Below are 20916 nucleotides of genomic sequence, written 5' to 3'. Positions count from 1 at the left end.
GTCACGAACGCGTGACGACAGGTTAGACGCAGACGGCTGGCCGCGCAAACCCGCGGCCAGCCGTGTCACCGTCCCCAACCCCGCTGAATGCGCAGGGTCTGTCATTCCGAGGCCCGGCCACGCCGCCGCCGGACGATCACGCCGCGGGTTGCAGGGCCGAGGAATCTGCCGTCGGCGTGCTCGAAGGCGGACGCGGCAGCCCGCGCAATCGTTTCGGCCGCGAAACCGCCTGACGGGGCCGGTCCGGGACTCGCGACACGCCACGAGGACCAGAAAGTAGATTCCTCGGTCGCGCGCCGGGTTCCTTGGCCGGGCAAGGTGCCGGGTGTGCGCTCCCTCGGAATGACAGACCGGGGTGACGGCACTGCTCCGCCGTGGCCTGAGAGGGTGTTTAAGAATCCCTGCGCTCGCGCTCGTATGTCATTTCGAAGGAGGCGCCACACCGCACCATCGGCTCGCACGAAATCCTGCGCGCCGACTGAGAAATCTACTGTCTGCTGCTGGTGCCCCGCCGCACCGCTCCGGCACTGGCCCTGTCCGCCCCTGTCGTAGCCGCAAGGTAAGCACGGGCTGCCGCGTCTGCCCTCCAGCAATCCGACAGGAGATTCCTCGGCCCTGCAACCTCTGGTGTGAAAGCAGGCTACGGCGTGGCCGGGCCTCGGAATGACAGCGCTGGTAGATCTGCCTGGATGCGCAGCGTCGGATTCTTAAACACGCTCTGAGAGGGTGTTGCCAAACCCCCGAACGAACAAAGAAGTGGTGACTTCCTGAGGGAGCGCATCACGTCCAACCAGAAGTCACGCTACAGGTTGCGCGCGACCGAAGGACCTCGTCCCGGTGGCGCAGAGGCCAGATCAGGGCACGGGACCCGCCCCGCCGTTCTGCTGGCGAGGTCCTTCGGTCGGCGCCAAAGTGCAGTGGACAAGCGAGTTACGGGCGGCGCCTCCCTCAGGAAGTCAATCACGCTGGGAGGTTTGGCCGCACCCTGTGAGGCGGCTGGACTCGATTCCGGGGAGCACGCCGCCATGAACGAACGAGAGGGCCGCCGCTGAGCGGCGACCCTCCATGTTCCTCGGACAGCGCCGGCCGTGCAGACGACGGCCCGCATCCACCCTTACTGCCGCGCCAGGAAACCCAGCAGCGGGCCGGCCATGGGGCGGATGTCCTGCTCCAGGTCGTAGTTGCCCAGCACCACCAGCGTCCAGGGACCCACCATCTCCACGTCGGCGCCGATGCCGGATGCGCTGCCGCCGCCGCTGTGGCCGATGGTCGCGTGCTCATCCTCCGGGAACCGCGCCACGAAGAACCCGTACCCGTACTGCACCGCCGGATCGGGACCCAGCGGCACCTTGCCCGCCAGCACCGTCTCCGTCATCTCCGCCCCCAGCAGCCGGTGCTCCCGAAGCGCCTGGGTGAAGAGATACAGGTCTTCCGCCGTCAGACCGATGCCGCCGAAGCCGCTCAGGTCCGTCGAAGGCCCATTGGAGCCCACCATCCACTCGTTGCTCCGGCGCGGCTCCAGGCCCATGGGGTCCATCTCCGGGGGCCGCGAGTAGCCGCGGGACCACGGCAGCCGGCGGTACGCGTCCATGTCGGCCGCGGCCATCCCCGCCGGGCGAAAGACGTGGTCGCGCACGTACTCGGCGAACGGCTGGCCGCTCACCCGCTCCACCACGGCCGCCAGCACCGCGTATCCGCCGTTGCTGTACTGCATCCGCTCGCCGGGACGAATCTCCAGCGGCTGGTCGGCAAAGAGCGCCATCCACTCCCCCGGGGTGGCGTACCGGGTGCCCCGCACGTAGCCGGGCGCCGCAAACGGGTCGCGGACGCCGGAGGTGTGCGTGAGCAGGTGGTGGATGGTCACGTGGCGCCGCGCGTCCTCGTTGGGATAGTCGGGGAGCACCGCGCCCAGCGTGTCGGTGAACTTGAGCCTTCCCTGCTCCACCAGCTGGGCCACGGCCACGGCGGTGATCATCTTGGGCACCGAGCCCGTGCCGATGCGGGTGTCGAGCGTGTTGGCGCGCCCCGCGTCACGATCGGCCATCCCGTACGCCTGGTGGTGGACGATGCGCCCGTCCCGGGCCAGCAGCACCACGCCGCTGAACCGGTCGGCCTCCGCCGCCGCGCCCACGTGGCGGGCGACCGCCGCGGCGACGGTGGCCTCGTCCGCCTTTTCGCGCGGCAGCTCCGGGCGCGGGCCCGGCGCGGCCATGGGATGCAGCTCGATCAGCTTCATCCGCGCGGGGTCGGCGGGGTCGGCGACGAACTCCACGCCCACGCGTCCGCCGGAGCGGGCCTGGAAGATCACGGCCAGGTAGTTGGGATCGCCCTCGTCCCGCAGGCGCCCCGGCCGCAGTTCGCCGCCGCTCTGGCGCGCCAGCCGGGCGAACATGGCCTCGTACCGCGCCGGGGTCCACTCCATCATCGGCGTGGTCGACACGTACCGCTGCACGAAGGCGTGCAGGGCCGCGGAATCCTGCGCATTGATCGCGTCCATGAAGGCGCGGGCGGCCGCGCCGGTGGGCGTGTCCGGGATCTGCACCGGGGCGGGCGGGCCGCCGGGGCCGGCGGGCGCGGGCTGCTGCTGGGCCGGCGCGGGCGCGGCCGCCAGGAGGGCGGCGGCGGTGATGGCGAGGATGCGGTTCATCATCTATCTCTCTGGTTGAAGGTCGCCTCTGTCGGGACCCGGTTGTCGGTTGAACGGCTCAGACGTGCTCGTCGAACGATGCGCGGTGCCGCTGGGGCGCCGCGGCGGCGTCGCGCCGGAGGAGGGCGCGGGCGACGGCGTAGTAGACCAGCAGCCCCACGCCCCCGAACACCAGCACCACGCCCCAGGCCAGCGGCTCCTTGAAGCTGGTGTGCAGCTGCTGCGACACGATCAGTCCCAGCCCCAGCGAAACCAGCACGATCCCCCACTTGAGGGCGGCGAACATCTCGGGATCGGACTCCTTGCGGAACAGGCTGCGGACGACGTCGTCCGACACCCGCGAGCCGATCAGGGTGCGCTTGGTCCAGTTGTCCGAGAGCACCTTGGTGACGCCCAGTACAAAGGCGAAGAAGCCGACCAGAACGAGCGTAGGACCGTCCAGCATCATGGCCTCCAGGGCATTCATCGGGGTTGCGCGAGGCGCCGGATGCGCGCCTCATTCAGGATGGACAGGGCGATGCGAAAATCGGTTGCACGCGCAGGTCCGGCATCGGGTGAAGCCGCTTGCGACCTGACAGGGAATAGGGAACAGGGAATAGGGAATAGCCAGCAACGGCGGGAGGATGCCGCTACTGCTGGCCCAAGTTCCCTGAGCAAGGGTCTGCGCAGCAGGTGGGGAGCTCATTTTCTCGGGCCGTTTCCCCTGCGCTCACCCTCCGAACCGGGTCGTGGTGAGCGGAGGCATGGCGCGCTGGTCGACGAGGCACGAGCCGGCGTGGGACGTCGGGAACGGAAGAGGGATGGAAGCGCGGCAGGGGGCCATCCGCGTTTTTTCAGGGGAGGATGCAGATCGCCCCGATGATCTTCGCGGCGCGCGGGAGCAAGCGGCCTGCACCACCTGATGCGCGATCTTGAGAACCCTCCCCACGTCCACCTTCGGGGTGAGCGGCGCGATGGCCGATCGCCATCCAACGAATCCTGATCGACCCTCCCCTGCAACCGAACCCGCGGTGACCCTGTCCAACGGGAAATGAGCGATCGGGAGATGGTGGCGCGCGTGCTGGCGGGCGACCGTGACGCCTTCCGGGAGCTGGTGCACACGCACCAGCGCCTGGTGAGCCACGTCGTCTTTCGCATCGTGCGCGACCCGCGCGACCGCGAAGAGGTGTGCCAGGACGTCTTCATCCGCGTGTACCAGAAGCTGGACCAGTTCGCGCACGAGTCGGCGCTGGGCACCTGGATCGCCCGCATCGCCTACCGGCTCAGCCTGAACCACCTGGAGCGGCGGCGGATTCCGCTGTACGACGACCTGCGCCCGGACGAAGCCGGCGGAACGGCCGTCGACCAGCTGCCGGGGACGGGTGCCTCGCCGCTGGACGAGGTGGAGGGCGCCCAGCTTCGCGCCTTCGTGCGGGCGCGGGTGGACGAGCTGCCGGTGCAGTACCGGACGGTGGTGACGCTGTACCACCTGGAAGAGATGGCCGTGGGCGAGATCGCGGCCGTGATGGACCTGCCCGAGGGAACGGTGAAGAGCCACCTGTTCCGCGCGCGCAAGCTGCTGAAGGAGAAGCTGGTGGCCAGCTACGGACCGGAGGAGACGTGATGGAGCGGGACGAGGAGATCCAGGCCGCGCTGGACAGCGGGAGCGCGCGCGCCGCGGCGGACGCGGACGAGGCGGCGTACCAGGTAGTGTTCGCCGCGCTGCGCGAGGACGAAGGCTTTGCCCTGCCCCCGGACTTCGCCGACGCCATGGCGGCGCGGCTGATGCCCGCCCCCGTGCGCGCGTCGCCGTTCGAGCGCTACGTGCTCCCCGTGCTCATGCTGGTGGCGTGCGCGATGGCCGTTCCCACCGTGATCGCGGCGCTGGGCGGGGCACTGACCGGGGTGGCGGGGCCGATGGGTGAGAGCTCCGGGCTTCACGCCATCGCCGCCGTTGCCCTCGTCGCCGTCGTGCTGGGGATGGCGGACCGCCTGGCGCGCCGCGCTGGCCTGGCGCCGATGTGACAGTCCGGCGAAAGATCAGGCCTCACACAGAGTCAGCAGAGTGAGCAGAGTTTTCTCGTGCCGTTTCCTCTGCTGATCAGACCTCCGTCGTGCGGATCTCGTCGATGGCGGAGGCGGAGACGCCGTCGACCATGGTGCGGTTGACCATGGGGTGATGGTCGTGCGTGGGGCCAAAGTCGCTGTCCGGGTGCCACGCCAGCACGTCCAGCGCCTCGCCGCGGGTAAAGAACGAGTGCAGCACGCCCGTGGGGATGCGCCACCCCATCCCGGGCCGCAGGGTGAAGGTGCCGCCGGGCGTGCGGCACTCGCCCGTGCCGCGCACGATCACGCCAATGCGCTCGGACGGGTGCGTGTGCGCCGTCTGGTCGGTGCCCGGCGGCATGTGCAGGTGGTTCAGGCAGGGCTCGCTCAGCACCGGCGGGCACACCAGCAGCGTGTCGGAGCAGCCGTCGATGTAGCGCAGGCGCCCGGCGGCCTCCACCGGCCCGCCCAGCTGAAAGAGCCCTCGGTACCCCAGCCGCGAGATCACCATCCCCGCCCCGCCCCGCACGGTCGCCGCGCCGGGCACCACGAAGAACATCCCCGCGCGCAACTCGAAGCGCCCGGCCTCCGCCTGCAGCACGCCGCCATCCTCCACCGCCATCCCGTAGTGCGTGGCGTCCGCCTCCAGCGCCAGCGCATCCGCGCGCCAGCCGTAGACGCGGGTGGGATACGCATCGTCTGCCAGGTCCACCAGCAGCCCGTCGCGGATCTCCAGGGGAACGAAGTCGCTCAACATATCCTTGCTATAGGCATGGGAATGAACCTCATCTTCAATCGCCCGGCTCCTCCAGGCCTTCGACGAAGTCGGTAAATGATTCAGCAAGCATCTCGATGTTGTCGGCCGTCACCGCTTCTCCGTCCCATTCCGCGGCATCCGGAATGCCCTCGTGGTTCCAGAAGAAGACGCGGCCACGCTCGATGCCCGCAACGCCAAGGCAGATCGCGTTGCCGAACGGATCGTCCATGATCCAGATCAGCGAGCGTGGAATCCACCGCTCTTCGACCTGGTAGGTCCGGTGGCTGTCGCGAAGCGAGAAACTGGATTCCGCACGCAGCCCACCCACGTGGTGCACCCCCGCATCTTCGAACCAGAAGCGCCCGCCCGCGTAGCCGCCGTTGCAGATGGACAGGAACCGGCGGTAGTCCTCCGGGAGCGTGTGCCCGATCTCGCGCTCGAAGGCGTCGATCTTCTCCGGCGGCAGCGGCGGGCCCTTCATCGTGATCTCCGCCGCGAATTCATCGATCGTCATCCCATTCTCCAGAGCCCATCGTCAGCCGCTCACTCGTTGGCCCGCAGCCACACTTCCATCGTCAGCAGCAGCCACAGCTTCACGCCACGCTTTGGCACCTTGGGCGTATCCAGCCATTCCTTCACCGTCCGCTGATCGAAGTACGGCCGCGTGCGCGCGTTGCGGTCCAGCAGCATGGCGCGGGCGTAGGGGCGCATCTCGCCCTGGAACCAGGCCTGGACGGGGACCAGCATTCCGCTCTTGGGGCGGTGGACCACCTCCGCCGGAAGCAGGTCCGACACGGCGGCCTTGAGCACGGCCTTTTCAACCGTGCCGGCCAGCTTGTGCTCGGGGGGGGTGGCGAAGCTGGCGTCGATCACGCGCCGGTCCGCCAGCGGCGAGCGGCCGGCCAGCCCGCTGGCGGACGTCAGGTTGGCCACCTTGGTGAGGATGTGGTCGGCGCCCTTGAAGCGCACGTTCACGTCCAGCAACCGGTTCAGAAAGTGCCGCATCCCCCCGTCCACCAGCCGCGGGGCGAACCACCACCCCGCCGGCGGCCCGTCGTGCAGCGCCGCCCGCACGTCGCCCGTCAGCAGCGACGGCAGGTCGTCCCAGCACTTGCCGAAGGAGCGCAGGTACGCCGTCGTCAGGTCGTCCGCGCCGCCGTACAGGGCGTGCAGCAGCATGGGCGTGTTCTTGGGCCCGCCAAAGCTGGGGTCGCCCCCCTCGCCGTTCAGGATCGTCCCCGTCACCGCCGCCGCCGCGCGGCCGATGAGCAGGTTGGGCGTGGTGAGCGGATCGCCGATCGGGTCGTCGAGCGCGGCCAGGCTTTCCGGCAGGTGCTTCTGGATGATGGACGCGGGAAACTCAAGCACGTGGTGCCGGGTCCCGCAGTGCCGCGCCACCAGCGACGACCACTCCAGCTCGTTGGCGTATCCCCCGCCAAAGTGCAGGGAGAAGGTGTGCACCGGCCCGGGCGCCATCCGCGCCGCCAGCGCCGTCACCAGGCTGCTGTCCACGCCGCCGGAAAGGTACACGCCCACCGGGCCGGACGCGGGGAGCCGCACCCGCACCGCATCGTCGATCAATTCGCGCAGCCGCGCCGCGTGCACCTCCAGCGGCGCGTCCGCGTCTTCGATGCGCTCCACGGGCTCCCAGAAGACGTGCGCCCCTCCGTCGGGGAGCGACATCGCCGTCCCCGGGCGCAGTTCCGCGACGCCGCGCCACATCGTCCGCTCGCCGGGAACGAACGCGCACGTCAGGTAATCGCGCAGCGCCACCAGATCGAGATCGCCGGAGACGCCCGCCGCCCGCCGCAGCGCTCGGGGCGACGAGGCGAAGCTCCACCCGCGCGACGCATCCCCCGTCCAGTACAGCGTCCGCGCGCCCGCGCCGTCGCGCAGCAGCCACAGCCGGCGCTCGGCGGGGATCCATACCGCGGCGGCGTACATCCCCAGCGCGTGGCGGCCGGCGTCCGCCCCGTGCGCCCGCACCAGCGCCGCCAGCAGCGCCAGCGGAGACGCGCCGGGCAGGTCCAGCGCTCGCCGCAGCTCCGCCGCGTTGTCGACCACCACGTCGCCGCACGCGATCCATCCCCCGTCCGCCGCCCGCTCGATCGCGCCCGCGAACGCCGCCTCTCCCCCGCTCCACGCCGGCTCCGCGCCCAGCCGACGGAGCGCGGCGGCCGGATCAGGACCGCCCAGCACCCCCGCGAATCCGCTCATCCTGGCCCTATCTTCCGGAAATCCCGCGCGTCCACTTCAGCCCTGGAGCTGGCGGCGGGGTTCTCAAGATCGCGCATCAGGTGTCCAGTCGGCCTGTTCCGCCGCGCTCCGGGGACGATCGGGAAAACCGCATCCCCTCCAAAAAAATTCTCATGGCACCCTGCCGCATTTCCATCCCTCTCCCGTTCCCGACATCCCACGCCGGCTCGTGCCTCGCCGACCTGCGCGCCATGCCTCCGCTCACTACGAATCAGTGTTTCTGATCGTGAGCGCAGAGGAAACGGCACGAGAAAACTCTGCTGACTCTGCTGACTCTGTGTGAGGCCCATTCTTTTGCGGATTCTCCGTCGCCCGGATCCGGCCACCGCCGCCGTTGCCGTCGCCCTCATCCGAACCCGTCCACCGCGGCGGTGTCGGCGCCGGGGCTCATGCCGCCCACCCAGATCACCCCGCCACCGTAGTACGTGTCCCCGCCGCCGTCCGCCCCGCCGGACGAGGAGCCGTCGTTGGGTCCGGCGGCGACGATCCCCTGGTAGGCGGCGCGCAGCACCTGCTCCGGGCGCAGCGCGGCCAGCTCGGCCGTGTGCCCCTCCGCCAGCCACGCCACGTCCTCGGCCGGAAGGATCTCCGCCAGCCGCGGCGGCACCTGCGTGGGCGCCCCGGCCAGCGCGGGAACGCGCAGCCGCCGCGCCGTCTCCGGCCGCAGCCCCAGGTCCACGATGCGCACGGCCGGGTCCGGGAACCACTCCGGCTCCCGCAGCGTCAGCGGGAGCATGCATCCGCTGGCACTGGCGTCGTGCAGGGCGAACACCGTCAGGCGCGGGTTGCGGCGCAGCATCTCCTTCACCGTGCCGGCGATGCCGTCCGGGTAGCCGTCGCGGCTGAGCACCGCGCAGTTGTGCTCGAAGTGAAAGCGGTTGGCCACCAGCATCTGCGCCGTCTCCCACCGGTCCGTCACCACAGCCCGGTCGAACGAGAACGCGGCCACGTCCGCCGGCACCTCCGTGGGCATGGCGGGGAGCGCCGCCTGGCGCGCCGGCAGCAGGCCGATCACGCCGCCCTCACCGTGCACCTCCCGCCACCGTTGCAGGTACTCCCTCTCGAACACGTCGAACGGGATGCGCGGCGGCCGGGGCGGTCGGGGCGCGCGCCGGTTGGCCAGGGCGCTCAGCCCGGCGCCCGCCCCCAGCCCCGCCGCCACGCCAAAACAGATCAGGGCCGCGGGAAAAATCGTCACGTGGATGACGTCCAGCACGGCCAGCACGCCCGGCGCGGCGCCGACGACCGGCAGCAGGCCGAACGGGCTGCGCCACAAGCCGGGGTGCATCCACCGCCGGTTGAACTCGTACCACAGCTCCCGCTCGGTGAACTGCACCTTGCCGGTGCCCGAGACGCGGTCGACGGCGTTCTTGAACTGACCGTCGGTGACGTTGTGGGGATCGGCCGTGGGCTCGAAGGCGAACGGGTGCTTGCACTTCGGGCAGCGCCTGTCCGCCCGCTCGCGCAGCTTTGAATCGGTCCCGCAGTGAATGCACTTCATTCTACCGGATACATGGGGCGATGATGGCGGCTCATCCGGGCCGCCACCTCCGCCGCGTCCACGCCGCCGCTCGCCGGCGCGCCGACCCAGGGCGCGGCGCGGGTCCAGTGGACGCCGTCGTACGCCGGGTCGCGGCCGGAGCCGTCGTCGCGTCCCGCGGCCACGATCCCCCTGTACGCGGCGCGCATCACCTGCTCGGGGGTGAACGCCGCCAGCTCGTACACGTTCCCCGCGGCCAGCCACTGCCGATCCTCGTACGCAAGCATCTCGCTGAGCCGCGCGGGCAACGTCCACGACTGCACGGGCGGGCCCGGGATCGGCGGCAGGTTCAGGCGCCTGACCGTCTCCGGCCGAAGCCCCAGGTCAACCACGCGCACCGACGGGGCCGGAAACCACTCCGGCTCGCGCAGGTCCAGCGGGAGCTGGCATCCCTCCGGGCTGGCGTCGTGCAGCGCGAACACGGTCAGGCGCGGATTGCGGCGCAGCATCTCCTTCACCGTCTCGGCGATGCCGTCCGGGTAGCCGTCGCGGCTCAGGACGGCGCAGCCGTGCCCCACGTGAAAGCGGTTGGCGACCAGCATCTGCGCCGTCTCCCACCGGTCCGTCACCACGACGCGGTCCACCGCGAACGCGGCCACGTTCGCCGGCACCCGCGGGGGCTCGGCGGCGGCGTCCGCGCCGCGCGGCGGCAGCAGGCCGGAAATGTCGCCGTGCACCTGGAGCCACGGCGTCAGCTGGTAGCGCAGAAAGGGGTCGAACGGAAGGCGCGGCCTGAGCCGGTCCGCGTACTTCCGCATCTCGTCCTTGACCACGGCCTGGCCGATTGCCACCCCGGCCATGCCGCCCAGGACGGCCATGATCAGCAGTCCCGGCATGCCGGCAAGCGGCACGAGGACAGTCAGCGGCAGGGCGAAAGCCAGCGCGAACGCCACGGTGGGCCCTTTGCTGGGGCGCGGCGGGGGCGGCATCTTTCGCGGCGCGTTGGCGGCCAGCCACAGCTGGCGGGTGGTGAACCGCAGATGTCCGCCGCCGGAAACGCGGCCGATGGCCTCCTGGAATTCGGCGTCGGTACCGGCTCCCGGCCGCGCCTCTGGGTCGAAGGCGAACCGGTGCCGGCATTCGGGACAGCGCCCGCCCGTCCGCTCGCGCCGCCGGGAGATCCTTCCGCAGTGAATGCACTTCATGTCGTCGCCCTCATCCGGACCCGGCCACCACCGCCGTGTCCGCGCCGCCGCCGGCCAAGGGGCGGAACCCGTCCGCGACGCCGGCCCAGTGGGCGCCGTCGTACGCCGGGGCGCGGCCGGAGCCGTTGTCGCGTCCCGCGGCCGCCATCCCCTCGTACACGGCCCGCATCACCTGCTCAGAGGGCAGCGCCGCAAGCTCGTACACGTTCCCCACGTCCAGCCACTGCCGATCCTCGTACGGAAGCAGCTCGCCGAGCCGCTCGGACCACGACGTCGTGTCCTTGTCGATGATTGGCGGCAGCCTGAGGCGCATGACCGTCTCTGGCCGCAGCCCCAGGTCCACGATGCGCACCGACGGGTCCGGAAACCACTCGGGCTCGCGCAGCCCCAGTGGAAGCTGGCAACCGTCGATGCTGGCGTCGTGCAGCGCGAACACCGTCAGGCCCGGGGTGCGGCGCAGCATCTCCCTGATCGTGTCCGCAACGCCCTTCGGGTACCCGTCCCGGCTGAGCACGGCGCAGTCGTGCTGGAGATGAAAGCGGTTGGCGACCAGCATCCGCGCCGTCTGCCACCGATCCGTCACCACGACGCGGTCCACCGAGAGCGCGGCCATGTCCGCCGGCACCTGCCGGGGCTCGCCGGCGACCTCCCCGCCGCGCACCGGCAGCAGGCCGGGGATGTCGCCGTGCACCTCCTGCCACGGCGTCAGCTGATGGCTCAGAAAGACGTTGAACGGAAGGCGCGGCGTGAGCTGGTCCGCGTACTTCAGCGTCTCGTCCCTGGCCGCGCCCGCGCCGATCGCCGCCCCGGCCAGGCCCCCCAGGACGGCCATGATCAGCAGTCCCGGTTCGAACAGCGCCAGGATCATCCCCGGCAGGGCGAAGCCCAGCGCGAACAGCACGCTGGGTCCTGTGGTGGAGGGCGGGGGCGGGATCGTCCGCGGCGCGTTGACGGCCAGCCACAGCTGCCGAGCGGTGAACCACAGCTGCCCGCCGCCGGAAACGCGGTCGATGGCCTCCTGGAACTCGGCGTCGGTGCCGGCTCCCGGCCGGGCCGCCGGGTCGAACGCGAACCGGTGCCCGCACCCGGGACAGCGCCCGCGCGTCCGCTCCCGCAGCAGGGAGGTCCTTCCGCAGTGGATGCACTTCATGCCGCCGCCCTCATCCGGACCCGTCCGCCGCGTCCGCGTCGGCGCCCAGCGCGCGGAACCAGTCCGCGAGGGCGCTCCACGCGGCGTCGTCATACGCCGGGGCGCCGCCGGAGGCGCCGCCCAGTCCCGCGGCCACCATCGCCTGGTGCGCCGCCCGCATCACCTGCTCGGGGGGGAACGCGGCGAGCTCGCCGACGTTCCCCGCGCCCAGCCACCACACATCCTCCTCATGAAGCAGCCCGTCGAGCCGCGGAGACAGGTCCGGCAACCGCCAGGGCCGGCCCGGAATTGCCGGCAGCCGCAGGCGCTTCACCGTCTCCGGCCGCAGCCCCAGGTCCACCACGCGCACCGACGGCGCCGGAAACCACTCCGGCTCGCGCACGTCCAACGGAAGCCGGCATCCGTCCGCGCTGGCGTCGTGCAGCGCGAACACGGTCAGGTGCGGACTGCGGCGCAGCATCTCTTTTACCGTGTCCGCGCTGCACTCCGGGTAGCCGTCCACGCTGAGCACGGCGCAGCCGCACTCGAGGTGAAAGCCGTTGGCGACCAGCATCTGCGCCGTCTCCCACCGGTCCGTCACCACGACGCGGTCCCACGACAACGCGTCCGCCGGCAGCTGGGGGGGCTCGGCGGCGGCGCCCGCTTCGCGCGGCGGCAGCAGGCCGGGGACGTCGCCGTGCGCCTCGCGCCATAGCTGCAGCTGGTGGGAAAGAAACAGGTCGAACGGAAGGAGCGGCGCAAGCTGCTCGGCGTACTTCATGTTCCGGTCGTGGGCCGCGCCCGCGCCGACCACCTTCGCGAGCACAGCGATCACACCGGCCTGGCCGGCCACGAACAGCAGGATCGGCAGCCTGGCAAGCAGCGCGATGGCGGCCACCGGCAGGACGACCCCCAGCATGAACAGCGGGAAGAAGGACCCGGTGCCGGGCGGCGGGGGCGGCATCCTCAACGGCCCGTTGACCGCGTGCCACAGGTGGCGGGCCGTGAACCGCAGCCGTCCGCCGCCGGACACGCGGTCGATGGCGTCCTGGAACGCGACGTCGGTGACGCCCCGGGGGCCGGCCGGCGGGTCGAACGCGAACCGGTGCCCGCACCCGGGACAGCGCTTGTTCGTCCGCTCCCGCTGCAGGGAGACCTTGCCGCAGTGGATGCACTTCATGCCGCCGCCCTCATCCGAACCCGTCCACCGCGGCGGTGTCGGCGCCGGGGCTCATGTCGCCCACCCAGATCACCCCGCCGCCGTAGTACGTGTCGCCGCCACCGCCGCCCGAATCCCCGCCCGAACCCGAGACATCCGAGCCGCCGCCGGGGCCGGCCGCCACGATGCCCCGGTAGGCGGCGCGCAGCACCTGCTCGGGGCGCAGGGCGGCCAGCTCCGCCACGTGGCCCCGGCCCAGCCACGCCACGTCCTCGGCCGGAAGGATCTCCGCCAGCCGCGGCGGCACCTGCGCGCGCGCGCCGGCCAGCGCGGGAACCCGTGCGCGGCGCGCCGTTCCCGGCCGCAGCCCCAGGTCCACGATGCGGATCGCCGGGTCCGGGAACCACTCCGGCTCCCGCAGCGTCAGCGGGAGCATGCACCCGCCCACGCTGGCGTCGTGCAGGGCGAACACCGTCAGCCGCGGGTTGCGGCGCAGCATCTCCTTGACCGTGTCGGCGATGCCGTCCGGGTAGCCGTCCACGCTGAGCACCGCGCAGTTGTGCTCGAAGTGAAAGCGGTTGGCCACCAGCATCTGCGCCGTCTCCCACCGGTCCGTCACCACCGCGCGGTCGAACGAAAAGGCGCTCACGTCCGCCGGCACCTCGCGCGGCATGGTGGGGAGCGCCGCCTGGCGCACCGGCAGCAGGCCGGGGAGCCCCACGTCGGCGTGCACCTCGCGCCAGCGCCCCAGGTACTGCCGCCCAAAGACGTCCAGCGGAATGCGGGGCGGGCGGGGCGGCCCCGACGCGCGCAGCTGTCCCACCATGCGCAGCACCACGGCGGCCATGGCCCCCGCCCCCACCCCCGCCAGGAGAAACGCCGGCGGCGTGTGCTGGATCTCGCCCATGGCGCCCAGCACGGCCGGGGTGGCGACGGCGACGGCGGCGACGAGCGCGGTGTACGAGCGGCGCCAGGAGCCGGGCTTCATCCACTTGCGGTTGAACTCGTACCACAGCTGCCGCCCGGTGAACTGCACCTTGCCCCCGCCCGAGACGCGCTCCACCGCGCTCTCGAACTGGGTATCGGTGACCTTGTACCGGTCCGTGGTGGGTTCGAAAGCGAACCGGTGGCGGCACCGGGGACACCGTCCCCCCGTCCGGTCGCGGAGCCGTGAATCCGCCCCGCAGTAGATGCACTTCATCCGATGGGTCCCGTCGCCTGGGGGTGCGGTACGCCGTTGAAATTCATCCGAGCCGACAACTTCCCGCCGCCGCGCCAAACCGTCATTCGAACGGAGGCGCCCGCAGCCGCGTCATCCCTGACAGGGAACAGGGAACAGGGAACAGGGAATAGCCGGCAACGGCGGGCCGGATGCCGCAACCGCTGGCCCAGGTTCCGTGAGCAAGGGTCTGCGCAGCAGGTGGGGAACTCACCTGAAATCCCGCGCGCCGGCCGGGAAATCCGCTCGCCAGACCTCGCGAACCGCCGCGACACCCCGACCGCCCTCGCGCGCGCCGCAAGCGCGTCCCGGGCCCCCGCGACCTTTCGCGTCTCGGCAAGGACAGGCAGGGACAGGCCCGGAATGACACGCCTGCCGGCATGCCGCGGCATGATCAGCCAAACCCGTCCACCGCGGCCGTGTCGGCGCCGGGGCTCAGGTCCCCCACCCAGATCACGCCGCCGCCGTAGTACGTGTCTCCCCCGTCGCCGCCCGACCCGCTCGACGAGCCGGCGTACGGCCCGGCGGCCACGATTCCCTGGTAGGCGGCGCGCAGCACCTGCGCGGGCCGCAGGGCGGCCAGCTCCACCGTGCGGTGCTCCTTCAGCCACGCCACGTCCTCCGGCGGAAGAACCTCCTCCAGGCGCGGCGGGAGCCGCGTAAAGGGGCCGCGCAGCGTGGGAACGCGCAGCCGGCGAACCGTTCCCGGGCGCAGCCCCAGGTCCACGATGCGCACCCGCGGATCGGGAAACCACTCCGGCTCCCGCAGGGTGAGCGGAAGCAGGCATCCGGCAGCCGACGCGTTGTGCAGCGCGAAGACGGTCAGCGCCGGGTTGCGGCGCAGCATGGCCTTCACCGTCTCGGCGGTGCCGTCCGGGTAGCCGTCGCGGCTGAGCACGGCGCAGTTGTGCTCGAAATGAAAGCGGTTGGCCACCAGCATCTGCGCCGTCTCCCACCGGTCCGTCACCACCGCGCGGTCGAACGAAAACGCGGCCACGTCCGCCGCCACCTGCGTTGGCATGGCGGGGAGCGCCACCTCGCGCACGGGGAGCAGCCCGGCCACGTCACCGTGCACCTGGCGCCACCGCCGCAGGTAGTCTCGCTGGAACGCCTCGAACGTCATGCGCGGCGGAAGCGGCGGAAGCGGCGCGCGGCGGTTGGCCAGGCCACTCAGCACGGCGCCGACGGCGAGCCCCGCCGCCGCGCCGGCCGCAACTGGGGGAAGCAGGCCCACGATCGCGTCCGTCACCGCAGCCGCGTTGTGCATGATGTCCTGCCCGGCCACCACGCCGGAACCGGCCCCCACGAACGGAAGCGCGCCGAACGGGCTGCGCCAGAAGCCGGGCTTCATCCAGCGATGGTTGAACTCGTACCACAGGCTGAGCTCGGTGAACTGCACCTTTCCTCCGCCCGAGACGCGGTCGACGGCGCTCTGGAACTGGGTATCGGTGACCTTGTACCGGTCCAGGGTCGGGTCGAAGGCGAACGGGTGACCGCACCGGGGACACCGCCCCGCCGAACGCTCGCGCCGCCTGGAATCCGTCCCGCAATGGATGCACTTCATGCAGCCGCCGGGTCTGGGGATGCGGGGCGCGACACGATGCCCCTCACGAGATTCTCCAGTCCAGGGGCGGATCCTGCGCGTCCATCCACAGGTGCAGCATCAGCAGCGCCCACAGCTTTTCGCCGCCCCGGCGGCGGCGCGTCTCGCCGGGGTCGTCGTCGCCGCGGCGCAGGGCGGCCACGTACTCCGGGCGAAACCACCCGTCGCGCCGCAGCCGCCGCGCGGACAGGCGCCGCGCCGCCTCCCATCGCAGGGGGCTGATCCAGCCGCGCAGCCACTCCGTCGCCGGCACCCCCATCCCCCGCTTGGGCCGGTCGATCAGGGCCGGCGGAAGCAGCCCTTCCGCCGCGCGCTTCAGCAGGTGCTTTTCGCTGGCGCCGCGCAGAAAGAAGTCCGCCGGCAGGGTGAACGTCCACTCGGCCAGGTCTCGGTCCATGAAGGGCGCGCGTGCCTGCAGCCCGTGCGCCGCCGCCAGCTGCGTCATCCGCGGGGCGATGTTCTGCGCGCCCTTCAGGCGGATGTTGGCTGCGCGCAGGCGGTGCAGCAGCGTGGGGAGGCCGGGGGCGTCCAGCGCGGGCCGCAGCCACGCCCCCGCATCCACCGCCCCGATCGCCGCCCGCGCCGCCGGCGTCAGCAGCTGGTCCTCCACCCCGTGAAAGCGGTGATAGGTCGCAAGATACGCAGCCTCGCGGCTGTATCCCGGGCCCCCGTACGCCTCCGCCGCGATCATCGGCTTCGTCGCCCATCCCCCGAACAGCTGGTCGCCGCCTTCCCCGTTGAAGACGGTGGACACCTCCCCGCGCGCCGCCTGGCCGAGGAGAAAGAGGGGGACGGTGACGGAATCGCCGAAGGGCTGGTGCAGCGCCGCCGCCGTCGGCTCCAGCGCGCGGAGGACGTCGCGGGCGCGGGCGCGGACGCGGTGCAGCGGGCGGCCCAGGTGCGCGGCCACCGCCTCCGCGTGCTCCAGCTCCACGTCCCACGGCGCGCCGAAGTCCAGCGAGAACAGGTGGACGCGGGCCCCGGCGCGGGCCAGCAGCGCGGCCACCAGGCTGCTGTCCAGCCCGCCGGACAGGTAGACACCCACGTCGCGCTCCGCGCCCAGCATCCGCGCCACCGACGCGGACAGCAGCGCGCGCAGGGCGCGGACGGCGGAGTCCTCGTCCGTCGGCGCGGGGCGCTCGCGCCAGGGCGCGGGCGTGGCGACGCGGCCGATGCCGGCGAACAGCGTGCGTGGCTCGGGGGGGTGCGAAAAGCAGAGGTAGCCGTGCAGCGCGGCCGGGTCCACCCCGCGCGGCGCACCGAGAAGGCGGCGCAGGGCGCGCGGGTCGGCGGCGGTGTGCGTGCGACCGTCCAGGCGCAGCGCGTACTCGGCGCGCGCGCCAAAGGGATCGGGTGCATCCTCCGGGGCGGCGCGGGGCGCGCCGCTACTCGATCCGGAGGTCGTCCACCTCGACGCGGCCTCGGGCATCCGTGGGATTGAAGGGGTGGCCGACCTTGAGGGAAACGCCCGTCACTGCGTCCGGATCACCGCCGCGCGTGGAGCGCCAGGGAGCGCGCGAGTCGGGGCGGGTCTGGTGCTCGAACTGGTCCATCCGCAGCTGGATGGTGCGCCACTCCGCCTCCACCGGGATGGGAGGCGACCGCCAGCGCTCCGTGGGTCCGTTCTCGATGAAGACGCGCGCCTCCCCCAGCCCTCCGTCGCCGCGAATGCGCAGCGTGACGGTCTCGTGCCCTTCCAGCGACGCGGGGACGGAGGCGGTGTTGAGGTTGGCCCAGTAGCGCCCGTCGTCCTCGGCCACGAAGCGCTCCACCACGATCACTCCGCGCCCCCCCTCCTGCCGCGCGCTTCCCGTGGAGCGCGCGTTGAAGTCGCCGGACCAGACCTGCGCGTCATTCTGAAAGGTGTACGCGGCGGGCTCCGGCGGCGGCGGGTTGGCCACGCGGTACGCGCCCGCCGCCGCGAGGACGGCCACGGCCGCGCCGGCCACCGTGTTGCGGATGCGCCTGCCCCGGCGGATGCGCGTCACGGTGGCGGCGTGCGTCTCCGCCGCGGCGCGGTCCAGCTCCACGCGCGAGATCCCCATCTCTTCCGCGGCCTGCGCGTAGCTTTCGCGGTTCAGCCGCACCTCGCGCTCGCGCTCGTCCACCTCCTGCAGGCGGACGGCCTCGCGCAGCACCTCGGGCAGCTCCTCCGGCTGCAGGTCGTCGTAGCGTCGGGGCATTGAAAACGTTGCGTCTGGCGGCGGGCGCGGGACGACGGCGGGCTTGCCGTCAATCTACCGGCCGATCCCGGGCCGGACCAGTCCGCCCTGTGTGACGGAATACGGATGCCGCGGGGAGGATGTGTCACGTCCCCGGCCCTGTTACCGCCTTGTTACCCAAGTTCTGGCTACGACGCGCTGTAGATGGTGGGAACGGGATGGGTTGGTACCACGTCCCGCCAAACCTGTCATTCTGAGGGAGGCGCCGCACAGTGCTCTCCGTATGCCCCGGAGCGTGGCGCCGACCGAAGAATCTTTGTCGGAAACGACAGGATCTTTCCGTCACGCGGGGCTCCCGGGCGATGCCCGGGGAGGGGCTCCGCGCGAGGGGAGGGAGATTCTTCGGTCGCGCCACTGGCTCCGCGGTTTTCCCGAGAGTCCGGGTGGGCGCTCCCTCAGAATGACAGGTGTTTCCGCGGATTTCATATCACGGAGAAAGCAGAGGCCGCAGAGTGGTTTCCTCTGCGGCCTCTGCGTGATACCGGATCCAGAAAAACAACACCTTTATGGTACAGAGGAACAGAGTCAGACAGAGGAACCAAGCTGATGATTCAACTCGCTTTCTCTGTCTGACTCTGTTCCTCTGTACGACCATTCTTTTTCAGGATCCGGTATGAGACCCATCTGTTGCCGGAACCTGCGATCAGGCCGCCTTCGCCGATGACGCATCGCCCCCGGAGGCCATCAGCTCCCGGACGCGCGGGATGACCTCGCGGCCGTACAGCTCGATGCTGCGCATCATGATCTCGTGCGACAGGGTGCCCGCGCTGTACTTCATGTCGAAGCGCGCGATCCCCAGCGCCCCCGCCGTCGCCGCGATCTTGCGCGCCACCGTCTCGGGCGAGCCCACGTACAGCGAGCCCGTCTCGATCTCGCGCTCGAACTCCGCGCGGCCCATCGGCGGCCACCCGCGCTCGGCGCCGATGCGGTCGCGCATCTCGCGGTACGGAAGCCACAGCTCTTCGCGCGCCTGCGCGTCCGTCGGCGCCACGTGGCCGGGGGAGTGCACGGCGATGGGCAGGCGCGGCGTTCCAAGCTCTTCCAGCGCCCGGTGGTACAGGTCAACGTACGGGGCAAAGCGCCGCGGATCGCCGCCGATGATGGCGAGCACCAGCGGCATCCCGTAGCGCGCCGCCCGCACCACCGACTCCGGGCTCCCGCCCACCCCGATCCAGGTCCGGAGCCCCCCGTGCCCCGTCCCGGGAAACACGCGCTGCCCCACCAGCGGCGCCCGGGTGGTGCCGCGCCACGTCAGCGGCTGGCCGGTGCGGTCCTGCTCCAGGACGGCCGCGAACAGGTCCAGCTTTTCCTCGAACAGCGTGCCGTACTGGTCCAGCGCGTACCCGAAGAGCGGAAACGACTCGGTGAACGAGCCCCGCCCCAGGATGATCTCCGCCCGGCCCCCGGACGCCGCGTCCAGCGTGGAGAACCGCTGAAATACGCGGATGGGATCGTCCGAGCTGAGCACGGTGACGGCCGATCCCAGTCGGATGCGCTCCGTCTGCCCCGCGATGGCCGCCAGCAGCACCTCGGGCGCCGAGATGGCGAAATCTTCCCGGTGGTGCTCTCCCACGCCGATGAAGTCGACCCCCACCCGGTCCGCCAGCACCGCCTCCGCGATCACGTCGCGGATCACCTGCGCGTGCGGCACCGCCTGCCCGTCCGCCGTGCGGGTGACGTCGCCGAAAGTATCCAGTCCCAGCTCAAGATGCGTGTTCATGTCCCGCTCACCGTCCAGAGAAGAAGGATGCGCCCGGGGGAGGATCCCCGTGATCCTCCCCGCGTGATGCATCCAGGGCTCAGCGGCCCAGCAGGCGCAGCGTGCGCTCGCGCCGGGCGAACGCGATCAACGCGGTCACCGCCAGCAGCACCAGCGGCATCACCGGGCTTCCGCCGATCACGAACAGGTGCGTGGCGACGGCGCCCAGCATCACCCCCGCCAGCAGCAGCGCACCCACGCCGGCCAGCGCCGGGACCAGCAGAAGGATGGCGCCCAGCACCTCCAGCGAGCCGGTCGCGTAGCGGAACCACTGGCCGATCCCGATCACGTCGAACATCGCGATCATCTCGGGCGCGCCGGCGAGCTTGGCGAAGCCGGCCATCGCCAGCATCGCCGCCGCGGCGACCTGCAGCACCCAGAGTGCCACGTTCGCGGCGTTTCCGGTGCGGCGCGCGGCGGGCAGATCATTCGCAAGCGTTGCGGACATGGTGTGTTCTCCTTCAGTACGTCCCGGGAATCGCCCCGGTGCGGCGCCAGCGCGGCGCGGTCTTCTTTGTTCTGAGAATCTTGACTTCAAAACATCCACTCAGCCGAATCAGCCCTGCCCCGCCGCACGAAGGCCCAGGCGCCGGAGCAGGACCGTCGCGATCCGCTTCTCCTCGACCGTCAGGCCTTCCATGGCGCCGCGGATGACCTCCGCGTGGTCGGGAAACATTCCGCCCACCAGCTCCCGCCCGGCCTCCGTCAGCTCCGCGTAGCACACGCGGCGGTCCTCGGACGAGATGCGCCGCTGGATGAGGCCGCGCTGCTCCAGCTTGTCGGCGACCGGCGTCACGCTGCCGCTGGTCACCAGCACGCGCTCTCCCACCTGCCCCAGCGTAAGCGGCCCCTTGTGGTACAGCGCCTCCAGCACGCCGAACTCCGTGGGGCGCAGGCCCTGCCGCTCGATCTGGCGGCGTGCGTGCTCGCCGATGGCCCGGTGGGCCCGGTTCAGCACCACCCACAGCTTCAGCGCGGCGGCGGTGTCTTCGTCCCTCTGCGGACCCGGGTCCGTGCGATCGTCATCAATCATCTTGACATCAAGATAATCCCATCGACATCAACGCACAAGGGTCGCCCAATGGAACCGTCCCTGCGCGCCGCACTCCACGTCCCCCCGCGGAGCACGGCCATGGGGACTGGATGACGAGCTCGCCGCAGCGAGCCCTCCCTACTCCCTACTCCCTACTCCCTACTCCCTACTCCCTACTCCCTACTCCCTACTCCCTACTCCCTACTCCCTACTCCCTACTCCCTACTCCCTACTCCCTACTGCCTGTCCCCTGTCCCCTGTCCCCTGTCCCCTGTCCCCTGTTCCCTATTCCCTATTCCCTATTCCCTATTCCCTATTCCCTAACCCGGCGTAGCCGGAACCAAAAGGACGAACGGCGAATGTGGGCGTGTCCCTCCGCTGCGCTCCGGGTCGGGCTGCGCGCGCCGTAGGCAACGATACAA

The 20916-nt window shown here is 71.3% G+C and carries 18 protein-coding genes; 2 read left to right on the top strand and 16 right to left on the bottom strand.

The window, feature by feature from the left end:
• Nucleotides 1–1114 precede the first annotated feature (1114 nt).
• Complete coding sequence (locus VGC13_RS09635; protein WP_331125031.1) at nucleotides 1115–2647, bottom strand: serine hydrolase domain-containing protein; 1533 nt, start codon at nucleotides 2645–2647, stop codon at nucleotides 1115–1117.
• A gap of 58 nt (nucleotides 2648–2705) precedes the next feature.
• Nucleotides 2706–3092, bottom strand: a complete 387-nt coding sequence (locus VGC13_RS09630) for a DUF6249 domain-containing protein (protein ID WP_331125030.1) — start codon at nucleotides 3090–3092, stop codon at nucleotides 2706–2708.
• A gap of 585 nt (nucleotides 3093–3677) precedes the next feature.
• On the opposite strand from VGC13_RS09630, the gene VGC13_RS09625 reads away from it, so the two are divergent.
• On the top strand, nucleotides 3678–4250 hold the full coding sequence (locus VGC13_RS09625) for an RNA polymerase sigma factor (RefSeq protein ID WP_331125029.1): 573 nt from the start codon (nucleotides 3678–3680) through the stop codon (nucleotides 4248–4250).
• Nucleotides 4250–4651, top strand: a complete 402-nt coding sequence (locus VGC13_RS09620; protein WP_331125028.1) for a hypothetical protein — start codon at nucleotides 4250–4252, stop codon at nucleotides 4649–4651. The genes VGC13_RS09625 and VGC13_RS09620 overlap by 1 nt, the downstream gene beginning before the upstream one ends.
• A gap of 76 nt (nucleotides 4652–4727) precedes the next feature.
• Here the strand turns inward: VGC13_RS09620 and VGC13_RS09615 are convergent, their stop codons facing one another.
• The 14 genes from VGC13_RS09615 to VGC13_RS09550 form a co-directional block, all read right to left on the bottom strand.
• The gene (locus tag VGC13_RS09615; protein WP_331125027.1) at nucleotides 4728–5426 is read right to left on the bottom strand and encodes a cupin domain-containing protein; all 699 of its coding nucleotides are present in this window, start codon (nucleotides 5424–5426) and stop codon (nucleotides 4728–4730) included.
• A 37-nt stretch (nucleotides 5427–5463) separates the two neighbouring features.
• A complete protein-coding gene (locus VGC13_RS09610; protein WP_331125026.1) occupies nucleotides 5464–5943 on the bottom strand; it encodes an SMI1/KNR4 family protein in 480 nt (159 codons plus the stop codon).
• 29 nt (nucleotides 5944–5972) lie between these two features.
• Nucleotides 5973–7646, bottom strand: a complete 1674-nt coding sequence (locus tag VGC13_RS09605; RefSeq protein WP_331125025.1) for an asparagine synthase C-terminal domain-containing protein — start codon at nucleotides 7644–7646, stop codon at nucleotides 5973–5975.
• Between the two features lie 385 nt (nucleotides 7647–8031).
• Nucleotides 8032–9186, bottom strand: coding sequence for a hypothetical protein (locus VGC13_RS09600; RefSeq protein ID WP_331125024.1), 1155 nt, complete (start codon nucleotides 9184–9186; stop codon nucleotides 8032–8034).
• A complete protein-coding gene (locus VGC13_RS09595; RefSeq protein ID WP_331125023.1) occupies nucleotides 9183–10370 on the bottom strand; it encodes a hypothetical protein in 1188 nt (395 codons plus the stop codon). Before VGC13_RS09595 ends, VGC13_RS09600 begins: the two co-directional genes overlap by 4 nt.
• 10 nt (nucleotides 10371–10380) lie before the next feature.
• Nucleotides 10381–11520 (bottom strand): hypothetical protein, encoded by a 1140-nt coding sequence (locus VGC13_RS09590; RefSeq protein ID WP_331125022.1) that lies wholly within the window; start codon nucleotides 11518–11520, stop codon nucleotides 10381–10383.
• 10 nt (nucleotides 11521–11530) lie between these two features.
• Complete coding sequence (locus VGC13_RS09585) at nucleotides 11531–12679, bottom strand: hypothetical protein (RefSeq protein WP_331125021.1); 1149 nt, start codon at nucleotides 12677–12679, stop codon at nucleotides 11531–11533.
• A gap of 10 nt (nucleotides 12680–12689) precedes the next feature.
• On the bottom strand, nucleotides 12690–13859 hold the full coding sequence (locus tag VGC13_RS09580; RefSeq protein ID WP_331125020.1) for a hypothetical protein: 1170 nt from the start codon (nucleotides 13857–13859) through the stop codon (nucleotides 12690–12692).
• 412 nt (nucleotides 13860–14271) lie between these two features.
• The gene (locus VGC13_RS09575) at nucleotides 14272–15441 is read right to left on the bottom strand and encodes a hypothetical protein (RefSeq protein ID WP_331125019.1); all 1170 of its coding nucleotides are present in this window, start codon (nucleotides 15439–15441) and stop codon (nucleotides 14272–14274) included.
• 43 nt (nucleotides 15442–15484) lie between these two features.
• The gene (locus tag VGC13_RS09570; protein ID WP_331125018.1) at nucleotides 15485–16909 is read right to left on the bottom strand and encodes an asparagine synthase C-terminal domain-containing protein; all 1425 of its coding nucleotides are present in this window, start codon (nucleotides 16907–16909) and stop codon (nucleotides 15485–15487) included.
• Nucleotides 16866–17663, bottom strand: a complete 798-nt coding sequence (locus tag VGC13_RS09565; protein WP_331125017.1) for a hypothetical protein — start codon at nucleotides 17661–17663, stop codon at nucleotides 16866–16868. Before VGC13_RS09565 ends, VGC13_RS09570 begins: the two co-directional genes overlap by 44 nt.
• Nucleotides 17664–18345: 682 nt before the next feature.
• Nucleotides 18346–19422, bottom strand: a complete 1077-nt coding sequence (locus tag VGC13_RS09560) for an LLM class flavin-dependent oxidoreductase (protein ID WP_331125016.1) — start codon at nucleotides 19420–19422, stop codon at nucleotides 18346–18348.
• A gap of 79 nt (nucleotides 19423–19501) precedes the next feature.
• On the bottom strand, nucleotides 19502–19909 hold the full coding sequence (locus VGC13_RS09555) for a DoxX family protein (RefSeq protein WP_331125015.1): 408 nt from the start codon (nucleotides 19907–19909) through the stop codon (nucleotides 19502–19504).
• Between the two features lie 108 nt (nucleotides 19910–20017).
• The gene (locus tag VGC13_RS09550) at nucleotides 20018–20494 is read right to left on the bottom strand and encodes a MarR family transcriptional regulator (RefSeq protein ID WP_331125014.1); all 477 of its coding nucleotides are present in this window, start codon (nucleotides 20492–20494) and stop codon (nucleotides 20018–20020) included.
• Nucleotides 20495–20916: the final 422 nt, after the last annotated feature.

The organism is Longimicrobium sp. (assembly GCF_036399255.1).
Taxonomy (GTDB): domain Bacteria; phylum Gemmatimonadota; class Gemmatimonadetes; order Longimicrobiales; family Longimicrobiaceae; genus Longimicrobium.
Note: the sequence above shows the minus strand (reverse complement) of the source record. Positions and strands in the feature narration are given on the sequence as shown.